The sequence below is a fragment of the Nodosilinea sp. E11 genome, assembly GCF_032813545.1.
In the GTDB taxonomy this organism is placed as follows: Bacteria; Cyanobacteriota; Cyanobacteriia; order Phormidesmidales; family Phormidesmidaceae; genus Nodosilinea.
In genome coordinates, this window is record NZ_CP136520.1 from 4,365,045 (window position 1) to 4,386,231 (window position 21,187).

The window sequence follows — 21,187 nt, forward strand, 5'->3', positions numbered from 1 at the left end:
TCTCAGGGCCTTGGTTGCCAATCTACCTACCCGGGGACAACAGCTGATACCAAATCCGAATTGCGTAATCCTGATTTTCAAACGGCCAAACTTTAGGGGTACATGTCATGCGCCTGCTGAACCGGGGGTAGGCAAATAGACTTTAGGATTACTCGGGGACAACAGCTTGATGGATGGGTTCATCTGCTGTTTCAGCCAGGTCGAGCAGCGTTTCAACCAGACTGTAGAGAGACTCTTCATCAGCCCCCGAGAGCTGGCGATCCTTGAGATCAGTTAGGCCCCGAGCCAGCTCGGTGGCCCGGTTTTTGTAATCCCGGTGAGCGGTGAGCATGTCTTCAAAGATGGTCTGCTCAATTTCAATGCGGTTTTGGCCATCTCCTAAGGGAGTTTGGTAGGCTACGTCTTCAACGTCGTATTTAATCAATACCATGAGGGCATTGCAGGCGGCTTTGATGGCTTCTTGGAGACGACGAGTATCGAGCTCCAGGCGATCAAACCCGACTTGGCCCGTGATCCTAAGCTCTAAAATAGGGGCGGTGTCCCCTTGGTGTTGGGCCGCCGCGGCGATCGCCTGATCTATCGCCAACTGCATCAACTCATCTAAGCTTTCTTGCCCCTTAGCTACCAGCTCTAAGCGAACAATGGGTCGCTGAAAGTAGCCTGTCTGAAGTTGGGCATTAACCCCCTCAGCAGATAGATCTACGAGGTAAGCGCCACGCGGATAACGGCTTTCCTCCACATTGTTGGCCTCTAGAGAACCGGGGTTAAACACCCAGCCCTCAGCGGTATAGTTTTTGTGGATGTGGCCTAAGGCCAGATAATCTACCCCCGCTGCCTTAAGCGGCAGCAACTCGCTGTAGCGCAAGGCCCCAGCGTAACGGGCAATTTGCCCCTCAAGGCCGTGGTGAAACATTAAAACCGTATGGGTAGGACCAGGGGGCAGAGCGCTAATCGCATCGGCCAGCAGTTCAATGGCGCGGGATGCCGTGGCTCCATACCAGTTGGAGCCAATTACTCGCACGCCACAGGGTAGGTCAATGTAACCACCGGAGCGCGTGCGCTCATCCCAAGCTGTCAACCGATGTTGGGCATCGGCTCCGTCGTTGGGTTCCAACAGCTTAAGTAAGTCCCACTCCGACAGGTACTTGAGCCAGCTAGTACGAGTGCCGTAGGGACGATTATCGTGGTTGCCCTCGATCGCCACCACTGGAATATTGGCCTGCTTGAGTGCCTGGAGACACACCTGGGCCTGGTTGAGGGTCGCAGGCTTAATGTTGCGATGCTCAAAGAGGTCACCCGCGATCGCCACAAAATCTACGCCTGCCTCAATGGCATAGCGCTCTAGCACCGTTTGCAGGGCGCGAAAAAAATCCTTGGTGCGCTCTGGGGTATCGTAGCGGTCAAACCCCAGATGAATGTCGGCAATATGGAGAAACTTGGCCATAGCCCAGCCTGCGATCGCAACCCCCCCAGGCTAGCACCTAGACCGGTGAAGATTCAGCGGCGAGCTCTTCCAGCTGCTCCTGCTGGTCGCGGCTAATGCACGACTGAATCAGATCGTCGATATTTCCTTCCAGCACGGGCGTCAGAGTGAAATTCTGGTTGAGGCGATGGTCAGTGACCCGATTGTCTTTGTAGTTATAGGTGCGAATCTTTTCAGACCGTGCCCCGCTGCCTACCTGCGACTTACGCATCGACGACACCGCTTCCTGCTGCTCCCGCATCTTCATATCAAATAGCTTGGCCCGCAGAATCTGCATCGCCCGCTCGCGGTTTTTCAGTTGAGAGCGTTCTTCGGTACAAAACACCCGAATACCCGTAGGTTTGTGAAACAGGTCAACGGCTGTTTCCACCTTGTTGACGTTTTGTCCCCCAGCTCCACCCGATCGCGCCGTAGTTAGCTCAATGTCCTTCGGATCAATCTGTACTTCCACATCATCCACCTCAGGCATAATGGCCACGGTGGCAGTGGAGGTGTGAACGCGTCCTCCGGCTTCAGTAACGGGTACCCGCTGCACGCGGTGTACTCCAGCCTCAAACTTGAGTTGGCTATAGACGCGATCGCCAGCAATTTCTAGAATTGCTTCTTTAAATCCACCCATGTCGGCTGCCGACTCGCTGAGCAGTTTGACTCGCCAGCCTTGGGTTTCGGCATAGCGGGAATAGAGGCGAACTAAATCTCCAGCCCAAATACTGGCCTCATCGCCGCCAGTACCCGCGCGAATCTCCAACATGATATTTTTATCATCGTTGGGGTCACGCGGCAGCAGCAGTACTTTAAGGCGAGCCTCTAACCCTACCAACTTTTCCTCCAGAGTAGCAACCTCAAGGCCTGCCATCTCCTTCATCTCAGGGTCGCTGTTTGCTTCCTTGTAGATTTCCCGTGCACCAGCTAGCTCTTCGCCAGTAGATACCCACTCGGCGTAAGTGATGACGGTTTCTTCTAGGGAAGACCGAGACTTAGCAATACGCTGAAACTCATCCGGATCGCTAGCGACATCCGGGTCAGCTAATCGCCGAGTTAACTCCTGGAACGTTTGTTCCACAGAATTAAGCTTTTCAATTAAGTATGCCTCAGCCATGATCTCCTCTTGTCCACCGAACTAGCCAGAATGCCCAACCCTCACGCTCTGCAAGGAAAGCAATTCCTAAGCTTTGTCGGCAGCCTTGTCCTCAGAGGTAGCCGAAGTATCAGCCATGCCGTACTTGCGCATAAAGCGCTCAACACGACCCTCGGTGTCAATAATTTTTTGGGTGCCAGTATAAAAGGGGTGGTTTCCCGACCAGACATCTACGCTGAGCTGGGGTTTGGTAGAGCCAACGGTCATAATCTCTTTACCGTCGCAGAAAACCTTAGCTTCGGGGTACCAGGTGGGGTGAATATCAGGCTTTGCCATAGCAGTAGGTTAAAACAACATCAACAGCAGAAACGAGAGCAGTCAGGAAAATTTCTAACTAGAAACCTGAAACGGCATTCCAGTAGAAAATGCCTGAACCATCCCCATACAAAGTTTAACGCTTAGAGAACTGAGGAGCCTTACGAGCTTTCTTCAGGCCATACTTCCGACGTTCCTTAGCCCGAGGATCACGAGTTAAGTAGCCTTCAACCTTCAAAGGCTTCCGGTTCTCAGGGTCGAGCTCACATAGGGCGCGAGCCACGCCCAGACGAATTGCATCAGCCTGACCAGTCAGACCCCCACCCTTGACATTGACTAGAACGTCATAGGCATTTTCGAGACCAAGAACCTCTAGGGGAGCCTTGGTGGCGTTGAGATAGGCCGGATTGAACTGCAAGTAGTCATCCCCAGGCCGCTTGTTAATTACCAGTTGACCATTACCAGGTACTAGGCGTACCCGTGCGATTGAGGTCTTACGGCGGCCGGTACCCCAGTACACAGCCCGTTCAGATTGATCGGTAGCCTGCATTATTTCGCTTCTCCAGGAATAGTGTTGACAACATGGATTTCAGGATTTTGAGCCTGGTGGGGATGCTCTGATCCAGCGTACACCTTCAACTTGGTGAACTGCTTACGACCGAGAGAATTCTTGGGTAGCATGCCTTTTACGGCCTGTTCAATGATCCGCTCAGGAATACGAGCCTGGAGCTTGTCAAAGGTTTCTACCTTCATACCGCCGGGGCGACCCGAGTGGCGTCGGTAGAGCTTGTTCGTAGACTTGCGACCGGTAACCACCACTTTTTCAGCATTGACTACAACGACAAAGTCGCCGGTATCCATGTGGGGGGTGAAGGTCGGCTTATTTTTGCCGCGCAGGATAGTCGCAATCTCAGTGGCCAGCCGTCCCAGGCGCTGACCTTCAGCGTCGATTACGTGCCACTGCCTCTGAATAGAATCGGTGGGGGGAATGTAGGTCTTAGTAGTCATAGCGCTTGAGCTGCCTTTCTTGGATGAACCACACTAATGAAACAAACGAGTTAAAAAAACTGGAAAAACTTAGGCCACTGATGACCCCCAAAAGAAGTGAGGCTGGGCGTCAAACCACACGTCTTGAGCGAAGGGATTATCGTCGTATCCTACCCGGAGTAGACATAAGCCTTGGGCCGGGGCGGCATACTTGACCCTATGACGCTGGCGCTGTTGCCAAAGGTGACCAAACTCTATCGGTGTGAGGTCGCCGCTACCGACTTTGACCACCAAACCCATAATCAGCCGTACCATGCCGTATAAAAAACCCTTGGCTTGAAGCTCAACCGTGAGAAATGTGTCTTGACGACTACACTCGGCAGCTTGCAGATCTACCCAAGAATGACTCTTGCCCGATCGCGCCCGGTGAAAGGCAGACATATCGTGGTGGCCCACCATAGCATCAAGCGCCGTCTGAATTTTGCCCTGGTCTAAGTAGTGGCGATAGTAGTGCCACACGAAGGGACGCACAAACAGGTTAGGCTGCTGCCCCGTGTAAAGGGTATATCGGTAGCGCCGCCAACAGGCCGAAAACTGGGCATGCCAGGTATCGGCCACCCTTGCCGATGCTCGAATCAGAATGTCATCAGGCAGTCGAGCATTTAACACATCAGCCCAGCGGTGAGCCGGGATAAAGTTAGGGGCATCAAAGTGAGCTACCTGAGCCGCTGCATGAACGCCACTATCGGTACGACCAGCTCCACTGAGACGTGCGTCATAACCCAATACGGAACGAATCGCTGCTTCGATCTCGCCCTGCACCGTACGGGCATTGGGTTGCCACTGCCAGCCGTGGAGATGAGTGCCGACATACTGCACAACTAGAGCGACCCGCTGAGTTTGTTCAGCAAACTCGGCAGGCTGGCTTTCTAAGCTGCGCTGTATGGGTGACGACTTCTCCATAAAAACGGGCAAAGGACTAAAAATAACGACGTTAGACAAGCCAGCAGCGCACTAGGTCAACTCAATGATGGCCATCTCAGAGTTGTCGCCACGGCGACGAACAGTTCTGACGATGCGAGTATAGCCACCATCGCGAGCACCATAGCGCTCACTTGCTTGGCTGAACAGGGCGTGCACTAACTGCTTATCGTAGATGTAACCCATCGCTTGGCGTCGGGCAGGCAAAGAGCCATCCTTGGCCAATGTGATCATGCGATCGGCTTCTTCGCGCACAGCCTTAGCCCGAGCTTTGGTTGTGGTGATTCGACCATGGCGGATTAACTCGGTAGTCAAGGAGCGAAGTAGGGCCTTACGCTGGTCTGCGGGCTTCCCTAATTGATGAACGCGACAACGGTGACGCATGACACTGAACTCAGGTGAACAACAAAACTACACGTAACAGGAGAAACATAAGGGGAGGGGCAGCTTAGCCCGCTCACTTGGCCTGCTCCTAGTTAAACCTAAGGTAAGGGTTAAAAAACCGTAGCCTTAAGCGGTCTTAGAAGCTTTTTCTAAGGGGAGAGTAATACCAAGTCGCTCTTGGAGCGCTTCGATCACTTCTTCGGCAGACTTTTGACCGAAGTTCTTAATCTCTAACAGATCTTCTTGGCTGAAATCCAATAGATCGGCTACAGAGTTAATTTGGGCTCGCTTCAAGCAGTTGTAGGCCCGCACTGACAGCCGCAATTCCTCAATAGGAATCTGATTATTCGGATCTTCTTCCTTAACTTCTTCGTCAAATTTAGGCTCTAAGGTGACATCCTTGAGTGGCATAAACAGCCCCACTAGAATGTCTGCTGCCTGACTCATGGCCTGCTGGGGAGTAATGCTGCCGTTGGTCCAGATGTCCATGATGAGCTGGTCACGCTGCATGGAGCCAGAAACAACTACTTCCTCAACGGTATAGTTGACCTTTTTGACCGGCATGAAAATCGAGTCAATTTGAATGAAATCGAGCGCAGTAGCATCATCTTTGCTCCGCTCGACGGCTCGATAGCCCTGCCCGCGCTCAATTCTGAACTCCATTTCTAGAGTGCAGCCGTCGGCAACGGTAGCGACGTACTGTTCTGGATTCACCACCTCTACTTCCGAGGGCAGTTCAAAATGCCCAGCGGTCACCCTAGCCGGACCCTGCACGAGCAAGCGGCCAATCTGAGGCTGGCTCGAGTAGCTCCGCAGGGTAATCTCCTTCATATTGAGGAGAATATCCAGCACGTCTTCTCGAACGCCTGTAATCGTAGAGAATTCGTGAGTAGCACCAGCGATTCTCACCGCTGTAATAGCTACCCCCTCAAGATTAGACAGCAACACTCGGCGGAGGGCGTTGCCCACTGTAGTGCCCTGGCTACGCTCAAGGGGCTCGATCACAAAGCGACCGTACTGACTCTGATCGTCTTCAACGACAGACTCTACGCAATCAACATGAAACTGTGCCAAAATCCTGCCTCCCTTTAACCTCGCGATGAACCCGGTTCGCGATAGACCTGGCCAATGATACCTCTAACCCCTAAACTCGGCGACGCTTGGGCGGACGACAGCCGTTGTGAGGAATGGGGGTAACGTCACGGATTAGAGTGATCTCTAATCCAGCTCCTTGTAGAGCACGAATTGCAGTTTCTCGTCCGGCACCAGGACCACTGACCATAACTTCTATCTGACGCATGCCTTGATCCATGGCTCGCCGTGCAGCGCTGTCTGCCGCCGTTTGGGCCGCAAAAGGAGTCCCTTTTTTGGCACCCTTAAATCCGCTAGACCCGGCGGAAGCCCAGGAAATGGCTTCTCCCGACTGGTCAGTGATAGTCACAATGGTGTTGTTGAAGGTAGAGCGAATGTGAGCTACCCCACTGGGCACATTCTTTTTGCTTTTGCGAGGTCCGGTCTTTCGGGTTGGTTTGGCCATGGCGTTGTCACTAAATTCTATTCAACGAAACTTGAAGTCAATAGAAGCACTGCTCGATTAACTCAGGTCAGCAGCTCACTGAGGAGCAGACTGCTAAACAGTCAGAAAAACTCGCCACATGGGTCAGCGAGCTTTATTCATTCCAAAACCCCGAAACCCATGGGGATTCAGGGTACAGAATTGAACTTACTTGCGAGGAGCTTTCTTCTTACCTGCAACGGTCCGACGGGTACCACCGCGACGGGTGCGAGAGTTGGTACGAGTACGCTGCCCACGCACTGGTAAACCAGCCCGGTGACGTCGTCCTCGGTAGGAACCAATGTCCATCAATCGCTTGATGTTCATGCTTTCCAGTCGTCGGAGGTCTCCCTCTACTTGGTAATCGCTTTCGACAGAGTCCCGTAGCTTTGCTACATCGCTATCGGTCAAGTCTTTGACCCTCACGTCAGGATTGACTCCGGTTTTAGCCAGAATCTCCTTAGAGCGGGTTAGACCAATACCGTAGATATAGGTCAAGCCAATTTCAACTCGTTTGTCGCGCGGCAAATCCACGCCTGCTATCCGTGCCACCTTTACCTATCTCCCCCAATACTTGGTACTAACCATGCAGCCCAGTTGTGGCTACTCAGTATTTTTATGTTGGGCCGCTGCCCAGACCATCAAAAGCCTTATACAAAAACCTTGAACACTTGCTCTTAGTCAATATACTCAGCGCTATCTGGCATCTGAATCGGCATTTACAAGGATTGCTAATGCCGTACCAGTCTAGACTTACCCCTGACGCTGCTTATGCTTGGGGTTCGAACAAATCACCATGACCCGACCGCGACGGCGGATCACACGACACTTATCGCACATTTTGCGAACAGACGCACGGACTTTCATGTCCAACTCGCACTTCACTACAGAATTGCTATGCTAGCAAACTGACGGCATCCCGTCAATTAAAATTTTTTCCACTGAGTTTGGCTTAAGGGTAAAAAGAAGCCGCCTTCCCAGGAAGGCGGCTTCTTTTTGGGGCTCGAGGGCTCGAGCTGCTTAAGGGCTAAGCGCCGCGTTTCAAGGCCGCTTCGACCTGCTTCAATTCTTGCTCAACTCGAGTTTTAAGTTTTTCGGGGAGAGGGCGATTAGGATAGCTGCTGTAATGGCCTGCGATCGCATTTAGAGCCGTCCGCATAGTCGTAAATGAGCTGAGGTTGGCGACCGAGGTATCCCGACGGTAACGGGAGGCAAAATCGCTGATTACAGCCTTGGCTTCGGCTTGGGCCTCGGCTTTGGCAGGGTCGTCATCGGGCAGGGCAATTGAGGTTCTGAGGCTGTCCACCAGCATCAGCGTATCTTGGCGATAGTCACCGGTGAGCATGCCGCTGGTGCCTGCGCTGCACCCGGTCAGGCCGATGACAGCCACTAGCACCAGGGCAAAAAGACGAGCAATTAATGATTTCATAGGCTTCTTTGAAAGGGGTCAGGCCGAACAACGGGCTAGGCGTCCCGCGCTAGAGCCACGCTGGTGTCATTACGGTGCTTTTATTTTATAGCGCACCGTGCCCATCGTATTCTGCGGCTTTGCTAAGCCGCTCTGCCTCAGGCCGGATAAATACGCAACCGGCGGTTAGGTTCATCGCCACAGCTCAGGGACTTAAGGCGATAGTGCTCGGCGAGCTCATGCTGCATTTTGCGAATGCGAGCGGAGCGGGGCAGTAACTCTACGGGTTGCCCCTTGGGAATGACGATCTGTTCTACGGCTAGACGAGCTTCTTCGAGGGCCTCTAGCTCGTCGTCGCCGCCACTGTGGCTGAAGAGGCCTAGGTCAACGGCGGCAGGATTATCGTCCATGTCGAGCAACCGCTGCAGGGCGCGGGTGATCTGGGGAATGCTGTTGGCTTTCACTAAGTGGACGGGAATGTGTCGCCCCTGGGCCATTTGCTTGAGCTTAGCCTGGGCTTTAGCATGCGATCGCAGGGCAATCACGGCATCAGCCTGATCCAGATCTTTCGTGATGACCACCGGCATGTGCAGGGTTTGAATCACGCGTTCGAGCTGGTGGCGGCTCAGACCGTAGGGGTAAAGGCGTAGGGCATCTTCTCCGTTAGGGCCAACAATATCAGTGTTGTTGGTCGTGTCGAGCAGATGGGCGAACATGGGGTCGGTGGTGGGTTCAGGGCTAAAGGCCTGTCCCAGAGGACGAATAGTGCCGTTGCCAAGGCCTCGTTGGGCAATGGTTGAATTTCCTGGCGGAGGCACCATTTGCCCGGCGGCGCGCCAACCCATCCCCGATCGCGATGGTTTGGCGACCTCTCGGCCAGAGCCGGGTAGTTCGTGGGTAATGATCACCTTTTGGTGCTCATCTACAGTGCGAATTTGTAGACCTGGCTGCCGTCCCCTCAGTAGGTTATCGATGGTCATGGTGACGTCATCGTGCACAGCCCAGCGCTGGCGCTCTAACATTTCTACGGCAATGTCAAAGGTGGGAGGAGCCTTGCGTTCTAACACGCTTTTCTGGCTGCCACGGCGGCGGGCTTCTTCATCGCCCAGGGTGACCGATTGAATGCCGCCAATCAGGTCAGAGAGGGTGGGGTTTTTGATCAGGTTTTCCAGCCGGTTGCCGTGGGCCGTACCGACGAGCTGGACTCCTCGCTCGGCAATGGTGCGGGCCGCCAAAGCCTCTAGCTCAGTACCAATTTCGTCAATGACGATGACCTCGGGCATGTGGTTTTCCACGGCCTCAATCATCACCCGATGCTGTTCTTCGGGGCGGGCTACCTGCATGCGTCGGGCTCGACCGATCGCGGGATGGGGAATATCGCCATCCCCGGCAATTTCGTTGGACGTATCGATAATGACGACTCGCTTTTGCAAGTCATCGGCTAGTACCCGAGCAATTTCGCGTAGAGCAGTCGTTTTGCCGACCCCCGGACGGCCCAGCATGAGAATGGATTGGCCCGTTTCTACCAGGTCCCGAATCATGCCGATGGTGCCAAAAATGGCCCGCCCGACGCGGCAAGTGAGGCCAATGACTTCGCCAGAACGATTGCGGATGGCGCTAATGCGGTGCAGGGTTTTCTCAATGCCAGCCCGGTTGTCGCCACCGAAGCTGCCTACTCGCTTGATGCAGTGGTCTAAATCAGCGTGGGTAACAGGGTCTGCTGACAAATACTCAACGCTCTCAAAGAAGCGGGCCTCGGGCAGCCGACCGAGGTCTAAAACGACCTCAATGAGGGTCTGTCGTTGGGCATGGTGGATGAGCTTAGCCCGAATAGACGGGGGCAAAATGCTCAAAATTTGATCTAGATCGTCAATGGGAGAATCTTGGGCAGGAGGCAGATCTTGGGCAGGGACAGGCTGATGTTCGGCTGTCCCTTCAGAGTCAGTGGGTAAAAATTCCACGGCAAGGTTATTAGTGGCAGAAATCGTGTCGGCAGAGGCGTTGCTCGATCTGTCACTTATCGAGCTGTTATCGCTATAGCTAACCATAACGTGTTGATAAAAGAGGTCTATCTACCTTGAGCTGTCCTACCAGCTGTTGGACGAGGGTAAGACCTTGTCCAAAGGCACTATCTAACCGTTGCCAAGGAGGGATGTCGGCATCGGCAGTAAGGGTAGGGGCTTGAAGAGAGCCAGAGTGACCGGTAGTCCGCTGTACTAAGGAACCATTCCCTAGCCAGGGTTGAAGTTCTTGGTCAATGGCATCGAGTAGCGGCAGCACCTGCGATCGCCCATAACTACCATAGGCAATACCAGAAATTGTCTTGCGAACAGGATTGCGGGTTAAAACTACACCATGATGGTTAACCGCAACCTCTTGAGGCGAGGACAATGAATTGGGCGAAAAATCGGAAAGGAGACTATCGGACCGCGTGGTGTTTACCAAATCGAGCGCAACTAACTTATCTATAGTGTAGCCATTGGTTCCGCCAGCGGGTTGCACGTAGCCTGGCAACCTCGCATCGAGAATTTTTTGGGCAAGGCGAATGGTGGCGTGGGTGGTACCTTTACCCAGATCCCCGCTCATCGGTCTGCCATCGGTCTGCCAAACCAAGGGCAGATCAAGGGGAGCCATCAAGTTGTAAAGATCCCACAGGTAAGGAACGACCTGATCGTGGTCGGGGCAGCTAATTGAGATCAGTTTTAGGGTAGAGCGCCAGGGCTGAAGCCGCTGCCAGAGCTGTTCGAACTCCGCTTGATGGCCGGTTTGGGTATGAATCTCAACAGCATCAATCTGGGCCAACTGTTCCCTTGAAAAGGCTTCTGGGCTGGCTAGATAGGATCGAGCTTCAATATTATTTTCCGGGCAGACGGCGATGCAGCGGCCACAACCGTAACAGAGACTTGTCTCCACACTGCCATTGTTAGCCGCCTGAAACTGAATCGCGGCTGTGGGGCAGATGGGGTCGCAGGGGCGATCGCAGTCTGGTGGGCAGTGGGCGGCATCAAAGTGCGCCTTACGAAAGTGGGGGTCTTCGCTGTCATTGAGGCTGACCATCAACCAGGGCAGGGTATGACGATTCGCGGCAGAAAACGCGACGCGATCGCCCAAGAGGCAATCGCCTAAATATCCTGCTAGGTGCACGGCATCCTCTAGACCCCGACGAGCTGCGGCTACGACCGCGCTGTCAGCAGCCACGTCAATACAATCTACGCCTGCTAAGGCATAGAGCATAACCAAACGCTGCACCGTCGGCATGTCCTGGTAGCTGGCACCGCAGATTAGCTTTACCCACTGCCCCATCTGTAGCGATTGATGGGGAGAATGCCCTGGGCAGTTTCCAATTAAGCTCCCAGCAAACCCCTTAGGAGTAATGTCTCTACTCATGCTGCGTCGATTTTGCCAGGAGAACTATCTAGCTGGGCCAGGTCAGTCCCCAAAACTTTAGACTGACCTTCGCGTCTATACCAAATTCGCCAGCGGTTCCCAACTAAATTGGCGATCGCCACCCATTTCTACTACTACCTTTACCCGAGGCTCAACAGTCGGCAGACTGACCAGGTAAGCCAGCTCTTGGCGCGACAGGATATGTCCCTCAATCAGCCACAGCACCATACCCTTTGCCTTTGGTGCCATGCTCTCTAGTCGGTAGGTCAGCATAGGCGGAATAAAGTAGGTATAACCCACCGCTGCACCGCTGCTGGTGCTCTTTTTTCCCAAGTGGGGCGGGCGTACACCGTGAATAGCGGTAAGGTAAGCCGAAATATCTCCTAGACCACGGGCGGTAAGGTTCATAGTCTCATAGCCTTTAGCTTTGAGGCGGCGCTCGTAGCGACCTTCAAACCCTCCTTCTAGAGGCATGCGCACGGCGATCGCGCCATGGCTTTCTAGATCCTTAATAAAAGGCTTGCCCGTTGTTAGCAGCGCCATAGTTGCCCTCGGCCAGTGAATACAGCTGTTATTGTACTGTGTTCAGGGAGAGAGTAAAGCCGAACAGTAAGGTATCTAGTACTGGCCGACAGAAATAGGGCAACCCTTGCTGGAGGTGACCCCTACTGGGTTCTAAGTTGTAGGCATCGTTGCCTGCCTGGGCCAGCTAGTACTAGCGCAGCAAACTCTGCGTAGGTAGGCAGCAATTTTGAACTGCCAGAAACTTTTTCGAGAAAAGGATAGACATATCCAGTCAAGGCATGTACCATAGTAAATCGCCGACAAAAAGGATACTGAGTGACTCAGTGAGTTCTCAAGTCCTGGCATTTGGCTGCTCTGAATCCGCTCTCCCACCAGTGATTGCGGTTTTGACCCAAGCGTCTGCAATAGTCAGAGCTAGCTAGTTTTCTTTTGAATCGTGGCCGATTGTATCGGCACCGCTCGCCCCGGTGAGTTTCTCCAGCGTGGGGTGTTCAAAAGTTGATGTCGTTGTAGATGCGCAAAGCTCTCACTTGAGAGTCCTGCGCATTTCGTAGTGTGTTAATAGGGAGACAGGGCTGTGGCAGTCGGTATTCTCGGCAAAAAGCTGGGCATGACCCAAATATTCGATGAGGCAGGCAATGCTATCCCCGTAACGGTGGTGCAGGCAGGCCCTTGTGTGGTTACTCAAGTCAAGACCAAAGATACCGATGGCTATGCAGCTGTCCAGCTCGGTTTTGATGAGGTAACGGAGAAGAAGCTCAATAAGCCTGAATTAGGTCATCTGGTTAAATCGGGTAGCGCTCCTCTGCGTCATCTGAAGGAGTATCGCGTTGATGCTGCTGATGGCTTTGAACTGGGGCAGGCTGTGACAGCTAGCACTTTCTCCGAAGGTCAGCTAGTTGACGTCACTGGCAAAAGCATGGGACGTGGCTTTGCCGGTTATCAGAAGCGCCACAACTTTCGCCGTGGACCTATGGCCCACGGTTCTAAGAACCACCGGGCCCCAGGTTCTACTGGCGCTGGTACTACTCCTGGTCGGGTTTATCCTGGCAAGCGGATGGCAGGTCAGATGGGCAACGAGCGAGTAACCATCTGCAAGCTTGAAGTGGTGAGGGTAGATGGCGATCGCAACCTGCTATTGATCAAAGGGGCTATCCCCGGCAAGCCCGGCGGACTGCTGAGCATTGCCCCGGCTAAGTGGGTCAAAGCCTAGGCGATCGATCTACAGCCAGTAGTCAAGGGCAGTTAGCCAAGCTTCTGGCTTTTGGGGATTCAAAGCTTTTTAAAGAGATAGGTTGAGACAATGGTTGAGTGTGTCGTAAAAAACTGGGAGGGCCAAGAGGCGGGCACGGCTTCCTTAGATCTTCAGGTTGCTAAAGAAGAGTCTGCTTCTCACATTGTTCACCGTGCCCTAGTACGGCAAATGAACAATGCTCGGCAAGGTACGGCTTCCACTAAAACCCGCGCTGAAGTTAGTGGCGGTGGTCGCAAGCCTTGGCGACAAAAGGGTACTGGTCGTGCCCGCGCAGGTTCTAACCGTTCTCCGTTGTGGCGTGGCGGTGGTGTTATCTTCGGCCCTAAGCCCCGTGACTACAGCGTCAAGATGAACCGCAAGGAGCGGCGATTGGCTCTGCGAACCGTCTTGCAAAGCCGGGTCGATGACCTAGTAGTCGTTGAGAATTTTGAAGACAAGTTCTCGCGCCCCAAAACCCGTGATCTGCTCGATGCGATCGCCCGGTGGGGCCTTGATCCCAACGCCAAAATTCTGTTGGTCATTGCTGAACGGCAAGAGTTGGTTTATCTCTCAGCGCGCAACCTAGAAAATGTGAAGTTGATCACAGCGGTCAATCTCAACATTCATGACCTGCTCAATGCCGACTATCTCGTCATTACGTCCCCTGCCCTTGAGGCTATCCAGGAGGTTTACAGTGATTAATGCCGCAAATACCCCATCTTTGGCCGATCTAATTCGCCGTCCCCTGGTAACCGAAAAGGCAACTCTTTTATTAGAGAACAATCAGTACGTGTTCGAGGTTGATCCTCGTGCCAATAAGCTGCAAATCAAGGCGGCGATCGAGGAGCTGTTCGATGTCAGGGTTGTATCGGTCAACACCTATAACCCACCCCAAAAGAAGCGTCGGATGGGACGCTTTGTGGGCCATCGTCCTCATTACAAGCGTTCTGTGGTCACCTTGGCCCCTGGAAGCTCTATTCCTCTCTTCCCCGATCTCTAAGCTATGGATCGGATGATCGGAACTCCTTGGCCGGTCTGAGATTTTCACTGTTCCAACCTTTAGCCGTGTAGCCAACAAGTACTCCCATGGGCATCCGTTCCTATCGACCTTATACCCCTGGCACTCGTGAGCGAACTGTTTCCGAGTTTGCCGAGATTACCCGCAGTGAGCCTGAAAAGTCGCTTACTCGCTCTACCCATCGTCCCAAGGGGCGGAATAATCGGGGGGTGATTACCTGTCGTCACCGTGGCGGTGGCCATAAGCGTCTCTACCGGGTCATTGATTTTCACCGCAATAAGCTAGGAGTGCCTGCCAAGGTTGCTTCTATTGAGTACGACCCCAACCGTAATGCTCGTATTTCATTGCTTCACTACGAAGACGGTGAGAAGCGGTATATTCTTTGCCCGGCAGGTCTGACCGTAGGTACCACGGTAGTATCCGGACCTGATGCCCCTCTAGAAGTTGGCAACGCGCTACCTCTGTATAAAATTCCGCTGGGTACTACGGTACACAACGTTGAAATGCAGGCTGGTAAAGGAGGGCAAATGGTGCGCTCTGCTGGCACTGGAGCTCAGGTGGTTGCTAAAGAAGGTGACTATGTCACTCTGAAGCTGCCCTCCACCGAAGTCCGCATGGTGCGTCGCGAGTGCTACGCCACTATTGGTCAAGTGGGTAATGCTGATGTGCGTAACGTCAGCCTTGGTAAAGCAGGCCGCAAGCGTTGGTTAGGACGCCGTCCTGAGGTGCGCGGTAGCGTTATGAACCCTGTGGATCACCCCCACGGTGGAGGTGAGGGGCGCGCACCCATTGGCCGATCTGGTCCTGTTACTCCTTGGGGCAAGCCAGCCCTGGGCTACAAGACCCGCAAGAAAAACAAGGACAGCGATAAGTACGTGGTGCGTCGTCGTCGTCGTGTGTCTAAGCGGGGCCGTGGTGGCCGTAATGCCTAGGCATTACATCTCATATTCTGTCTTGTTGGCTGTTTCTTGATTGTTATTGGGGCTGAAGCATCATGTCTCGCTCATTGAAAAAAGGGCCTTTTGTGGCCGATCACCTGCTCTCAAAAATTGAAGCCCTCAACATCAAGGGCGATAAGCAGGTGGTTAAGACCTGGTCGCGGGCATCCACGATTTTGCCCCAAATGATCGGCCACACCATTGCAGTTCATAACGGCCGCCAGCATGTGCCGGTTTACGTTACTGAGCAAATGGTTGGGCACAAGTTGGGTGAATTTGCGCCCACGCGAACCTTTCGCGGCCATGCTAAGACCGATAAAAAAGCTCGTCGTTAGGTATTAGGTAGAGGAACTGGAGAAATGGCTGTAGATACCTCAGAGCAGGTTAAAGCGGTGGCTCGCTATGTGCGCATGTCGCCCCGCAAGGTGCGTCGAGTGCTCGATCAGATTCGCGGTAAGAGCTATCGGGATGCGCTAATCATCCTGGAGTTCATGCCTTACAAAGCCTGTGAACCTATTATTAAGGTGTTGCGCTCCGCTGTTGCGAATGCTGAGCACAATAATGGGCTTGATCCGGCTGGCCTAGTGGTGAGCGAGGCCTTTGCCGATGCTGGCCCTACCCTAAAGCGATTTCGTCCTCGGGCTCAAGGCCGAGCCTATCAAATTCGTAAGCCTACCTGCCATATCACCATTGGTGTGGCTCCTGCCGCCGAATAGCTCGGCGTGTATTAAGTCAGTTGTTTACACCAGTTATTCAAGCACCAATTCCAGAGGGTTAGTTCGTGGGACACAAGATTCATCCAACCGGGTTTCGCCTTGGGGTAGTTCAAGAGCACCGCTCTCGCTGGTTTGCAGAGGGCATGCGTTACCCTGACTTGCTTCAGGAAGACTATCGCATTCGCGAGTATGTTCAGAAAAACTTGAGCAACGCGGGTATTGCCGATATTCGGATTGAGCGTAAGGCCGATCAGATTGATCTTGAGGTCCGTACGGCTCGCCCTGGTGTGGTCGTGGGCCGAGGCGGTGCTGGCATTGAAGCTCTGCGGATGGGTTTGCAAAAGCTACTCAAAGATCCTAGTCGTCAGATACGCGTCAACGTTGTTGAAGTCAACCGAGTAGATGCTGACGCAGCTTTGGTAGCTGAATACATTATCCAACAGCTAGAGCGCCGAGTCTCTTTTCGTCGAGTGGTGCGCCAAGCTATTCAGCGGGCTCAACGGGCTGGGGTCGAGGGCATCAAAATTCAGGTGAGCGGTCGACTAAACGGGGCTGAAATCGCTCGTACCGAGTGGACCCGTGAAGGTCGTGTGCCTCTTCACACCCTACGGGCTGACGTTGATTATGCCTACACTACTGCCCAAACTACTTACGGAATTTTGGGTGTCAAAGTGTGGATTTTTAAGGGTGAGATTATTCCCGGACAGGAAGAACCCCAGACTGCTGCTCCCAATGCTCAGCCCCGTCGCCGCCAGCCCCGTAGGCGTCCTCAGTTTGAAGACCGATCTAACGAAGATTAGTCGGCCCCTGCGTTTTCTCGATTGTTTTTGACCTGTGACTTCACGAGTGCCGATCCATGCTTAGTCCAAAACGAACTAAATTTCGCAAGCAGCACCGCGGGCGTATGCGCGGAATGGCTCAGCGGGGTAGCGATATTAACTTCGGTGATTTTGCCCTTCAAGCTACGGAACCTTGCTGGTTGACTTCTCGCCAAATTGAGGCAGCCCGTCGAGCGATGACTCGCTATGTACGCCGAGGCGGCAAGATTTGGATTCGTGTCTTTCCTGATAAACCTGTGACCATGCGTCCAGCGGAAACTCGTATGGGTTCCGGTAAGGGTAATCCAGAGTTTTGGGTAGCCGTAGTCAAGCCTGGCCGGATCGTTTTTGAGATTGCTGGGGTACCTGAATCTACTGCCCGCGAGGCAATGCGACTAGCTGCCTTTAAGCTGCCTTTCAAGACTAAGTTCATCGCGCGAGACAGCAAGGAGGCATAGGTAATGGCACTGTCGAAGATTAAAGAGGCTCGGAACCTGAGTGATGACGATCTGCTAAACGCTATTGCTGAGACTAAACGCGAACTATTTCAGCTGCGGTTTCAGAAAGCCACTCGTCAGTTAGATAAGCAGGTGCATCAGTTTAAGCATCTCCGTCATCGTCTGTCTCAGCTTATGACGGTTCAGCGGGAGCGCCAGCTAATTGCATTGGAAGAAGAAGCAGTGGCCCAGGCTAATGCTGTGGCAGAGTCCACAACAGAATCGGTATCAGCGTAGGGAATAGGTGAATTAGATGGCGGTTAAAGAACGAGTGGGGATGGTGGTCAGTAACAAGATGGATAAAACCGTCGTTGTTGCTGTGGAGAGTCGGACCTCTCATCCTAAGTACGGCAAGATTGTGGTGCGAACTAAGCGCTACAAGGCCCACGACGAGGAGAATACGTGCCAGGAAGGTGACCAAGTACGTATTCTTGAAACCCGTCCCCTGAGCCGAACCAAGCGCTGGGTGGTGGCTGACATTGTTAATCGCGCGGCAGACGCATAGGGGGAAATTGTGATTCAGCAAGAATCGTATTTGAACGTGGCAGATAATAGCGGTGCGCGAAAGCTCATGTGCATTCGGGTTCTGGGTGGCAACCGTCGCTATGCCGGTGTCGGTGATGTAATTATCGCCGTGGTCAAGGATGCCCTACCCAATATGGGCGTGAAAAAATCAGACGTGGTGCGGGCCGTAGTCGTGCGTACTAAGAAGGGCCTGCGCCGCAGTAGCGGTATGAGCATTCGTTTCGACGATAACGCTGCTGTGATCATCAACCAGGACGGTAACCCCAAAGGTACCCGTGTGTTTGGCCCGGTTGCTCGTGAACTGCGCGACAAAAACTTTACCAAGATTGTGTCGCTAGCACCGGAGGTTCTCTAATGGCAACAACATCTAAGACATCCGTACGCCACAAGGTTCATGTGCGTAAGGGAGATACGGTTCAGGTGATTGCTGGGCGCGATCGCGGCAAGGTCGGGGAAGTCATGACCGTCATCCCCAAAACCAGCCAGGTGGTTGTGCAGGGCGTGAACATTCGCACCAAGCATGTCAAGCCTCAGCAGGAAGGGGAATCGGGGCAAATTATCACCCAAGAGGCTCCTATTCACAGCTCCAATGTAATGCTGTACTCCGAGAAGGAGAAGGTGGCGAGCCGAGTTTGCTTTACCTTTACCGACGACGGTCGCAAGGTGCGTATGTTGAAGAAAACCGGCGAAATTATTGACTGAGGCCTACTGGCCTTGCTCTGAACAAATCTAGTCCTGACCAAGCCCAGGAAAGCGGTAGAAAGAACTCATGACCGACCAGCTCAAGACTATATATAAAGACACGGTCGTACCTAAACTGATGGAGCAGTTTAAGTACGAGAACATCCATCAGGTACCGAAGGTTGTCAAAGTAACCGTTAACCGGGGTCTCGGAGAAGCCTCCCAGAATGCCAAAGCTCTGGAATCCTCTCTGAGTGAACTGGCCCTGATTACAGGTCAGCGTCCGGTAGTGACCCGTGCTAAGAAGGCGATCGCGGGTTTCAAAATCCGTCAAGGCATGCCTGTAGGGGTTATGGTCACCCTGCGTTCCGATCGCATGTACGCCTTTCTAAATCGCCTTATCAACCTGACTCTGCCTCGCATTCGTGACTTTCGTGGCATTAGCCCAAAGAGTTTTGACGGCCGCGGTAACTACACCCTAGGCCTGCGCGAGCAGCTGATTTTTCCTGAAATTGACTACGACACCATCGATCAGATTCGCGGTATGGACATCACCATTGTGACTACCGCCAGCACCGATGAAGAAGGCCGAGCGCTACTCAAGGAATTGGGTATGCCGTTCCGTGACAACTAACACAGGTTTATACGCGTACTAGAACTATGGCTGCTAACGACACAATTGCGGATATGTTGACTCGCATCAGGAATGCGAATCTGGCGCGGCACCAAACCGTGGGCATTCCTTCGACCCGGATGACCCGGAGCATTGCCAAGGTGCTCAAGGAAGAAGGATTTATCACAGATTACTCTGAGAGCACTGTTGAAGAGCGTCCTCAGCTGGTGGTCGCCCTCAAGTACAAAGGCAAAACCCGCCAACCCATCATTCGCAACCTCACCCGCGTTAGTAAGCCTGGTCTGCGGGTGTACTCCAACCGGAAAGAGTTACCCAGGGTGCTAGGGGGCATCGGTATTGCTATCGTTTCCACCTCCAGCGGCATCATGACCGATCGCGATGCCCGTCGTCAGGGTATCGGTGGCGAAGTGCTTTGCTATGTCTGGTAAAGCGGCGAGGTGACGTCAACGTCAGCTTATCGCCAATTATCAAGGGCGTTATCGAATGCTAAGGATTTAGGAGTTTTGCATCATGTCACGTATTGGCAAACGGCCAATCCCAGTCCCGGCTAAGGTGTCAATCACGATTGACGGTCAGGATATTCAGGTTAAAGGACCTAAGGGCGAGCTATCTCGCACTCTGCCTAATGGGGTTGTAGTAGTTCAAGATGGCGATACTGTATTGGTCAATCGTAAGGATGATTCTCGCTTAGCCCGCGAGCGTCACGGCCTGTGCCGAACCTTAGTAGCTAATATGGTTGAAGGGGTTTCCAACGGGTATCAAAAACGCCTGGAAATTCAAGGGATTGGCTATCGTGCCCAGGTGCAAGGCCGTAACCTTAACCTCAGCTTGGGCTACAGTCACCCCGTTGTGTTTGAGCCTCCCGCAGGCATTGAGTTTGTCGTTGAAAACAATACAAACGTCGTTGTCAGCGGCATTGACAAAGAATTAGTTGGCAATATTGCCGCCAGCATTAGGGCGAGTCGTCCTCCCGAACCTTATAAGGGCAAAGGTGTGCGCTACGCCGGTGAGCAGGTCAGACGTAAGGCCGGTAAGTCAGGGAAGAAGTAAGCCATGAAAGCAAGTCGTAAAGAATTAACCCATCGCCGCCATGCCCGCATTCGCCGTCGTGTGTTTGGCACCCCTGAGCGGCCCCGTTTAGCTGTATTTCGCTCAAATCAGCATATATATGCTCAGATTATTGACGATACGGCACATCACACTTTAGTAGCTGCTTCTACTGTAGAGCCTGATGTCTTGACCGATGAGTCAAGTTCAACCCAAAGCGCAGCTGTAGTAATTGGCAAGCTTGTAGCTGAGCGGGCTCTCAAAGCCGGTATTACTCAGGTTGTTTTTGACCGGGGCGGTAAGCTATACCACGGTCGGGTGGCAGCTCTAGCCGATGCGGCCCGAGAGGCTGGCTTAAGCCTGTAGGTCACCGTAATTTGTTTTGGAAAACACCTGGTTTTGCTTGATTTAGATTTTGCTTGATGTAACTAAGGCTGGGGAAAGGTATGGCAAACCGTCGTAAAGAAGCGCGGACCAAAGAAAAGAAAACAGACTGGCAAGAGCGCGTTGTCCAAATCCGTCGCGTGACCAAAGTGGTGAAGGGAGGTAAGAAATTAAGCTTCCGTGCCATTGTGGTTGTTGGCAATGAAAAAGGCCAGGTCGGGGTTGGGGTTGGCAAAGCGGGAGACGTGATTGGCGCTGTTAAGAAGGGCGTAGCCGACGGCAAAAAGCATTTAGTCGATGTGCCATTGACTCGCTCTGCTTCCATACCCCATCCCTCTAACGGTATTGGTGGTGGTGCCAAGGTATTTATGCGTCCGGCTGCTCCTGGTACTGGGGTAATTGCTGGTGGCGCGGTGCGAACCGTGCTGGAACTAGCGGGCGTGCGGAACGTGTTAGCCAAGCAACTTGGTTCTAACAATCCTCTCAACAATGCTCGGGCTGCTGCAGATGCTTTGGCCTCTTTGCGCACCTTTGCTGATGTTGCAGAAGAGCGGGATATCCCGGTTGAGCAACTGTACGTTTAAGTCATTTC

The 21,187-nt window shown here is 53.2% G+C and carries 32 protein-coding genes; 17 read left to right on the top strand and 15 right to left on the bottom strand.

Going from position 1 to position 21,187, the window contains the following annotated elements; all coding sequences use genetic code 11:
* Positions 1 to 148: 148 nt before the first annotated feature.
* The 15 genes from RRF56_RS21625 to ndhN form a co-directional block, all read right to left on the bottom strand.
* On the bottom strand, positions 149 to 1,444 hold the full coding sequence (locus tag RRF56_RS21625; RefSeq protein WP_317035220.1) for an exonuclease SbcCD subunit D: 1,296 nt from the start codon (positions 1,442 to 1,444) through the stop codon (positions 149 to 151).
* A 37-nt stretch (positions 1,445 to 1,481) separates the two neighbouring features.
* Positions 1,482 to 2,582, bottom strand: a complete 1,101-nt coding sequence (prfA, locus tag RRF56_RS21630; RefSeq protein WP_317035221.1) for a peptide chain release factor 1 — start codon at positions 2,580 to 2,582, stop codon at positions 1,482 to 1,484.
* 66 nt (positions 2,583 to 2,648) lie between these two features.
* Entirely contained in the window at positions 2,649 to 2,897 is a 249-nt protein-coding gene (gene rpmE / locus RRF56_RS21635; protein WP_317035222.1) for a 50S ribosomal protein L31, read from the bottom strand.
* Between the two features lie 115 nt (positions 2,898 to 3,012).
* Complete coding sequence (gene rpsI / locus RRF56_RS21640; protein ID WP_317035223.1) at positions 3,013 to 3,426, bottom strand: 30S ribosomal protein S9; 414 nt, start codon at positions 3,424 to 3,426, stop codon at positions 3,013 to 3,015.
* Positions 3,426 to 3,884, bottom strand: a complete 459-nt coding sequence (gene rplM / locus RRF56_RS21645) for a 50S ribosomal protein L13 (RefSeq protein ID WP_317035224.1) — start codon at positions 3,882 to 3,884, stop codon at positions 3,426 to 3,428. The genes rpsI and rplM overlap by 1 nt, the downstream gene beginning before the upstream one ends.
* Before the next feature lie 69 nt (positions 3,885 to 3,953).
* On the bottom strand, positions 3,954 to 4,826 hold the full coding sequence (gene truA / locus RRF56_RS21650) for a tRNA pseudouridine(38-40) synthase TruA (protein ID WP_410510668.1): 873 nt from the start codon (positions 4,824 to 4,826) through the stop codon (positions 3,954 to 3,956).
* 51 nt (positions 4,827 to 4,877) lie between these two features.
* Positions 4,878 to 5,228, bottom strand: coding sequence for a 50S ribosomal protein L17 (gene rplQ / locus RRF56_RS21655; protein WP_317035226.1), 351 nt, complete (start codon positions 5,226 to 5,228; stop codon positions 4,878 to 4,880).
* A gap of 126 nt (positions 5,229 to 5,354) precedes the next feature.
* The gene (locus tag RRF56_RS21660) at positions 5,355 to 6,302 is read right to left on the bottom strand and encodes a DNA-directed RNA polymerase subunit alpha (protein WP_317035227.1); all 948 of its coding nucleotides are present in this window, start codon (positions 6,300 to 6,302) and stop codon (positions 5,355 to 5,357) included.
* A gap of 70 nt (positions 6,303 to 6,372) precedes the next feature.
* Positions 6,373 to 6,765, bottom strand: a complete 393-nt coding sequence (rpsK, locus tag RRF56_RS21665; RefSeq protein WP_073609638.1) for a 30S ribosomal protein S11 — start codon at positions 6,763 to 6,765, stop codon at positions 6,373 to 6,375.
* Between the two features lie 186 nt (positions 6,766 to 6,951).
* Positions 6,952 to 7,335, bottom strand: coding sequence for a 30S ribosomal protein S13 (gene rpsM / locus RRF56_RS21670; protein ID WP_317035228.1), 384 nt, complete (start codon positions 7,333 to 7,335; stop codon positions 6,952 to 6,954).
* A 201-nt stretch (positions 7,336 to 7,536) separates the two neighbouring features.
* Entirely contained in the window at positions 7,537 to 7,650 is a 114-nt protein-coding gene (rpmJ, locus tag RRF56_RS21675; protein WP_071527191.1) for a 50S ribosomal protein L36, read from the bottom strand.
* A gap of 160 nt (positions 7,651 to 7,810) precedes the next feature.
* The gene (gene psb27, locus RRF56_RS21680; protein ID WP_317035229.1) at positions 7,811 to 8,212 is read right to left on the bottom strand and encodes a photosystem II protein Psb27; all 402 of its coding nucleotides are present in this window, start codon (positions 8,210 to 8,212) and stop codon (positions 7,811 to 7,813) included.
* A 137-nt stretch (positions 8,213 to 8,349) separates the two neighbouring features.
* Complete coding sequence (locus tag RRF56_RS21685) at positions 8,350 to 10,239, bottom strand: R3H domain-containing nucleic acid-binding protein (protein ID WP_410510503.1); 1,890 nt, start codon at positions 10,237 to 10,239, stop codon at positions 8,350 to 8,352.
* Positions 10,232 to 11,578, bottom strand: coding sequence for a circadian clock protein LdpA (gene ldpA, locus RRF56_RS21690; RefSeq protein ID WP_410510504.1), 1,347 nt, complete (start codon positions 11,576 to 11,578; stop codon positions 10,232 to 10,234). The genes RRF56_RS21685 and ldpA overlap by 8 nt, the downstream gene beginning before the upstream one ends.
* 75 nt (positions 11,579 to 11,653) lie before the next feature.
* Complete coding sequence (ndhN, locus tag RRF56_RS21695) at positions 11,654 to 12,121, bottom strand: NAD(P)H-quinone oxidoreductase subunit N (RefSeq protein ID WP_317035232.1); 468 nt, start codon at positions 12,119 to 12,121, stop codon at positions 11,654 to 11,656.
* Positions 12,122 to 12,680: 559 nt separating this feature from the next.
* Here ndhN and rplC point away from each other — a divergent pair.
* The 17 genes from rplC (at position 12,681) to rpsE (ending at position 21,179) form a co-directional block, all read left to right on the top strand.
* Positions 12,681 to 13,316, top strand: coding sequence for a 50S ribosomal protein L3 (rplC, locus tag RRF56_RS21700; RefSeq protein WP_317035233.1), 636 nt, complete (start codon positions 12,681 to 12,683; stop codon positions 13,314 to 13,316).
* Positions 13,317 to 13,406: 90 nt separating this feature from the next.
* On the top strand, positions 13,407 to 14,039 hold the full coding sequence (rplD, locus tag RRF56_RS21705) for a 50S ribosomal protein L4 (RefSeq protein ID WP_317035234.1): 633 nt from the start codon (positions 13,407 to 13,409) through the stop codon (positions 14,037 to 14,039).
* A complete protein-coding gene (locus RRF56_RS21710; protein WP_410510669.1) occupies positions 14,035 to 14,337 on the top strand; it encodes a 50S ribosomal protein L23 in 303 nt (100 codons plus the stop codon). Before rplD ends, RRF56_RS21710 begins: the two co-directional genes overlap by 5 nt.
* An 86-nt stretch (positions 14,338 to 14,423) precedes the next feature.
* Positions 14,424 to 15,287, top strand: a complete 864-nt coding sequence (gene rplB / locus RRF56_RS21715) for a 50S ribosomal protein L2 (protein ID WP_317035236.1) — start codon at positions 14,424 to 14,426, stop codon at positions 15,285 to 15,287.
* A 62-nt stretch (positions 15,288 to 15,349) separates the two neighbouring features.
* The gene (gene rpsS, locus RRF56_RS21720) at positions 15,350 to 15,628 is read left to right on the top strand and encodes a 30S ribosomal protein S19 (protein ID WP_317035237.1); all 279 of its coding nucleotides are present in this window, start codon (positions 15,350 to 15,352) and stop codon (positions 15,626 to 15,628) included.
* Between the two features lie 24 nt (positions 15,629 to 15,652).
* Positions 15,653 to 16,009: a 50S ribosomal protein L22 gene (gene rplV / locus RRF56_RS21725; RefSeq protein WP_317035238.1), complete on the top strand. Its 357-nt coding sequence runs from the start codon at positions 15,653 to 15,655 to the stop codon at positions 16,007 to 16,009.
* Positions 16,010 to 16,074: 65 nt separating this feature from the next.
* Positions 16,075 to 16,809, top strand: coding sequence for a 30S ribosomal protein S3 (gene rpsC / locus RRF56_RS21730; protein WP_317035239.1), 735 nt, complete (start codon positions 16,075 to 16,077; stop codon positions 16,807 to 16,809).
* Between the two features lie 56 nt (positions 16,810 to 16,865).
* Complete coding sequence (rplP, locus tag RRF56_RS21735) at positions 16,866 to 17,285, top strand: 50S ribosomal protein L16 (RefSeq protein ID WP_317035240.1); 420 nt, start codon at positions 16,866 to 16,868, stop codon at positions 17,283 to 17,285.
* A 3-nt stretch (positions 17,286 to 17,288) separates the two neighbouring features.
* On the top strand, positions 17,289 to 17,561 hold the full coding sequence (gene rpmC / locus RRF56_RS21740; protein WP_317035241.1) for a 50S ribosomal protein L29: 273 nt from the start codon (positions 17,289 to 17,291) through the stop codon (positions 17,559 to 17,561).
* A gap of 16 nt (positions 17,562 to 17,577) precedes the next feature.
* Complete coding sequence (gene rpsQ / locus RRF56_RS21745) at positions 17,578 to 17,829, top strand: 30S ribosomal protein S17 (RefSeq protein WP_017297638.1); 252 nt, start codon at positions 17,578 to 17,580, stop codon at positions 17,827 to 17,829.
* Between the two features lie 9 nt (positions 17,830 to 17,838).
* Complete coding sequence (gene rplN / locus RRF56_RS21750; RefSeq protein WP_035991903.1) at positions 17,839 to 18,204, top strand: 50S ribosomal protein L14; 366 nt, start codon at positions 17,839 to 17,841, stop codon at positions 18,202 to 18,204.
* The gene (rplX, locus tag RRF56_RS21755; RefSeq protein WP_317035242.1) at positions 18,204 to 18,551 is read left to right on the top strand and encodes a 50S ribosomal protein L24; all 348 of its coding nucleotides are present in this window, start codon (positions 18,204 to 18,206) and stop codon (positions 18,549 to 18,551) included. The genes rplN and rplX overlap by 1 nt, the downstream gene beginning before the upstream one ends.
* A 67-nt stretch (positions 18,552 to 18,618) precedes the next feature.
* A complete protein-coding gene (gene rplE / locus RRF56_RS21760; RefSeq protein WP_317035243.1) occupies positions 18,619 to 19,164 on the top strand; it encodes a 50S ribosomal protein L5 in 546 nt (181 codons plus the stop codon).
* Between the two features lie 26 nt (positions 19,165 to 19,190).
* Complete coding sequence (rpsH, locus tag RRF56_RS21765) at positions 19,191 to 19,592, top strand: 30S ribosomal protein S8 (protein ID WP_317035244.1); 402 nt, start codon at positions 19,191 to 19,193, stop codon at positions 19,590 to 19,592.
* Positions 19,593 to 19,674: 82 nt separating this feature from the next.
* Complete coding sequence (gene rplF / locus RRF56_RS21770; RefSeq protein ID WP_317035245.1) at positions 19,675 to 20,214, top strand: 50S ribosomal protein L6; 540 nt, start codon at positions 19,675 to 19,677, stop codon at positions 20,212 to 20,214.
* Between the two features lie 3 nt (positions 20,215 to 20,217).
* Positions 20,218 to 20,577: a 50S ribosomal protein L18 gene (gene rplR, locus RRF56_RS21775; protein WP_317035246.1), complete on the top strand. Its 360-nt coding sequence runs from the start codon at positions 20,218 to 20,220 to the stop codon at positions 20,575 to 20,577.
* An 80-nt stretch (positions 20,578 to 20,657) separates the two neighbouring features.
* Positions 20,658 to 21,179, top strand: coding sequence for a 30S ribosomal protein S5 (rpsE, locus tag RRF56_RS21780; protein ID WP_317035247.1), 522 nt, complete (start codon positions 20,658 to 20,660; stop codon positions 21,177 to 21,179).
* The last annotated feature ends 8 nt before the right edge of the window (positions 21,180 to 21,187 follow it).

What these genes read in the sequence shown, in the direction of transcription:
- RRF56_RS21625 (WP_317035220.1), bottom strand. Translation starts at nt 1,444, where the DNA reads ATGGCCAAGTTTCTCCATATTGCCGACATTCATCTGGGGTTTGACCGC.
- prfA (WP_317035221.1), bottom strand. Translation starts at nt 2,582, where the DNA reads ATGGCTGAGGCATACTTAATTGAAAAGCTTAATTCTGTGGAACAAACG.
- rpmE (WP_317035222.1), bottom strand. Translation starts at nt 2,897, where the DNA reads ATGGCAAAGCCTGATATTCACCCCACCTGGTACCCCGAAGCTAAGGTT.
- rpsI (WP_317035223.1), bottom strand. Translation starts at nt 3,426, where the DNA reads ATGCAGGCTACCGATCAATCTGAACGGGCTGTGTACTGGGGTACCGGC.
- rplM (WP_317035224.1), bottom strand. Translation starts at nt 3,884, where the DNA reads ATGACTACTAAGACCTACATTCCCCCCACCGATTCTATTCAGAGGCAG.
- truA (WP_410510668.1), bottom strand. Translation starts at nt 4,826, where the DNA reads ATGGAGAAGTCGTCACCCATACAGCGCAGCTTAGAAAGCCAGCCTGCC.
- rplQ (WP_317035226.1), bottom strand. Translation starts at nt 5,228, where the DNA reads ATGCGTCACCGTTGTCGCGTTCATCAATTAGGGAAGCCCGCAGACCAG.
- rpsK (WP_073609638.1), bottom strand. Translation starts at nt 6,765, where the DNA reads ATGGCCAAACCAACCCGAAAGACCGGACCTCGCAAAAGCAAAAAGAAT.
- rpmJ (WP_071527191.1), bottom strand. Translation starts at nt 7,650, where the DNA reads ATGAAAGTCCGTGCGTCTGTTCGCAAAATGTGCGATAAGTGTCGTGTG.
- psb27 (WP_317035229.1), bottom strand. Translation starts at nt 8,212, where the DNA reads ATGAAATCATTAATTGCTCGTCTTTTTGCCCTGGTGCTAGTGGCTGTC.
- RRF56_RS21685 (WP_410510503.1), bottom strand. Translation starts at nt 10,239, where the DNA reads ATGGTTAGCTATAGCGATAACAGCTCGATAAGTGACAGATCGAGCAAC.
- ldpA (WP_410510504.1), bottom strand. Translation starts at nt 11,578, where the DNA reads ATGAGTAGAGACATTACTCCTAAGGGGTTTGCTGGGAGCTTAATTGGA.
- ndhN (WP_317035232.1), bottom strand. Translation starts at nt 12,121, where the DNA reads ATGGCGCTGCTAACAACGGGCAAGCCTTTTATTAAGGATCTAGAAAGC.
- rplD (WP_317035234.1), top strand. Translation starts at nt 13,407, where the DNA reads ATGGTTGAGTGTGTCGTAAAAAACTGGGAGGGCCAAGAGGCGGGCACG.
- rplB (WP_317035236.1), top strand. Translation starts at nt 14,424, where the DNA reads ATGGGCATCCGTTCCTATCGACCTTATACCCCTGGCACTCGTGAGCGA.
- rpsS (WP_317035237.1), top strand. Translation starts at nt 15,350, where the DNA reads ATGTCTCGCTCATTGAAAAAAGGGCCTTTTGTGGCCGATCACCTGCTC.
- rplV (WP_317035238.1), top strand. Translation starts at nt 15,653, where the DNA reads ATGGCTGTAGATACCTCAGAGCAGGTTAAAGCGGTGGCTCGCTATGTG.
- rplP (WP_317035240.1), top strand. Translation starts at nt 16,866, where the DNA reads ATGCTTAGTCCAAAACGAACTAAATTTCGCAAGCAGCACCGCGGGCGT.
- rpmC (WP_317035241.1), top strand. Translation starts at nt 17,289, where the DNA reads ATGGCACTGTCGAAGATTAAAGAGGCTCGGAACCTGAGTGATGACGAT.
- rpsQ (WP_017297638.1), top strand. Translation starts at nt 17,578, where the DNA reads ATGGCGGTTAAAGAACGAGTGGGGATGGTGGTCAGTAACAAGATGGAT.
- rplX (WP_317035242.1), top strand. Translation starts at nt 18,204, where the DNA reads ATGGCAACAACATCTAAGACATCCGTACGCCACAAGGTTCATGTGCGT.
- rplE (WP_317035243.1), top strand. Translation starts at nt 18,619, where the DNA reads ATGACCGACCAGCTCAAGACTATATATAAAGACACGGTCGTACCTAAA.
- rpsH (WP_317035244.1), top strand. Translation starts at nt 19,191, where the DNA reads ATGGCTGCTAACGACACAATTGCGGATATGTTGACTCGCATCAGGAAT.
- rplF (WP_317035245.1), top strand. Translation starts at nt 19,675, where the DNA reads ATGTCACGTATTGGCAAACGGCCAATCCCAGTCCCGGCTAAGGTGTCA.
- rplR (WP_317035246.1), top strand. Translation starts at nt 20,218, where the DNA reads ATGAAAGCAAGTCGTAAAGAATTAACCCATCGCCGCCATGCCCGCATT.
- rpsE (WP_317035247.1), top strand. Translation starts at nt 20,658, where the DNA reads ATGGCAAACCGTCGTAAAGAAGCGCGGACCAAAGAAAAGAAAACAGAC.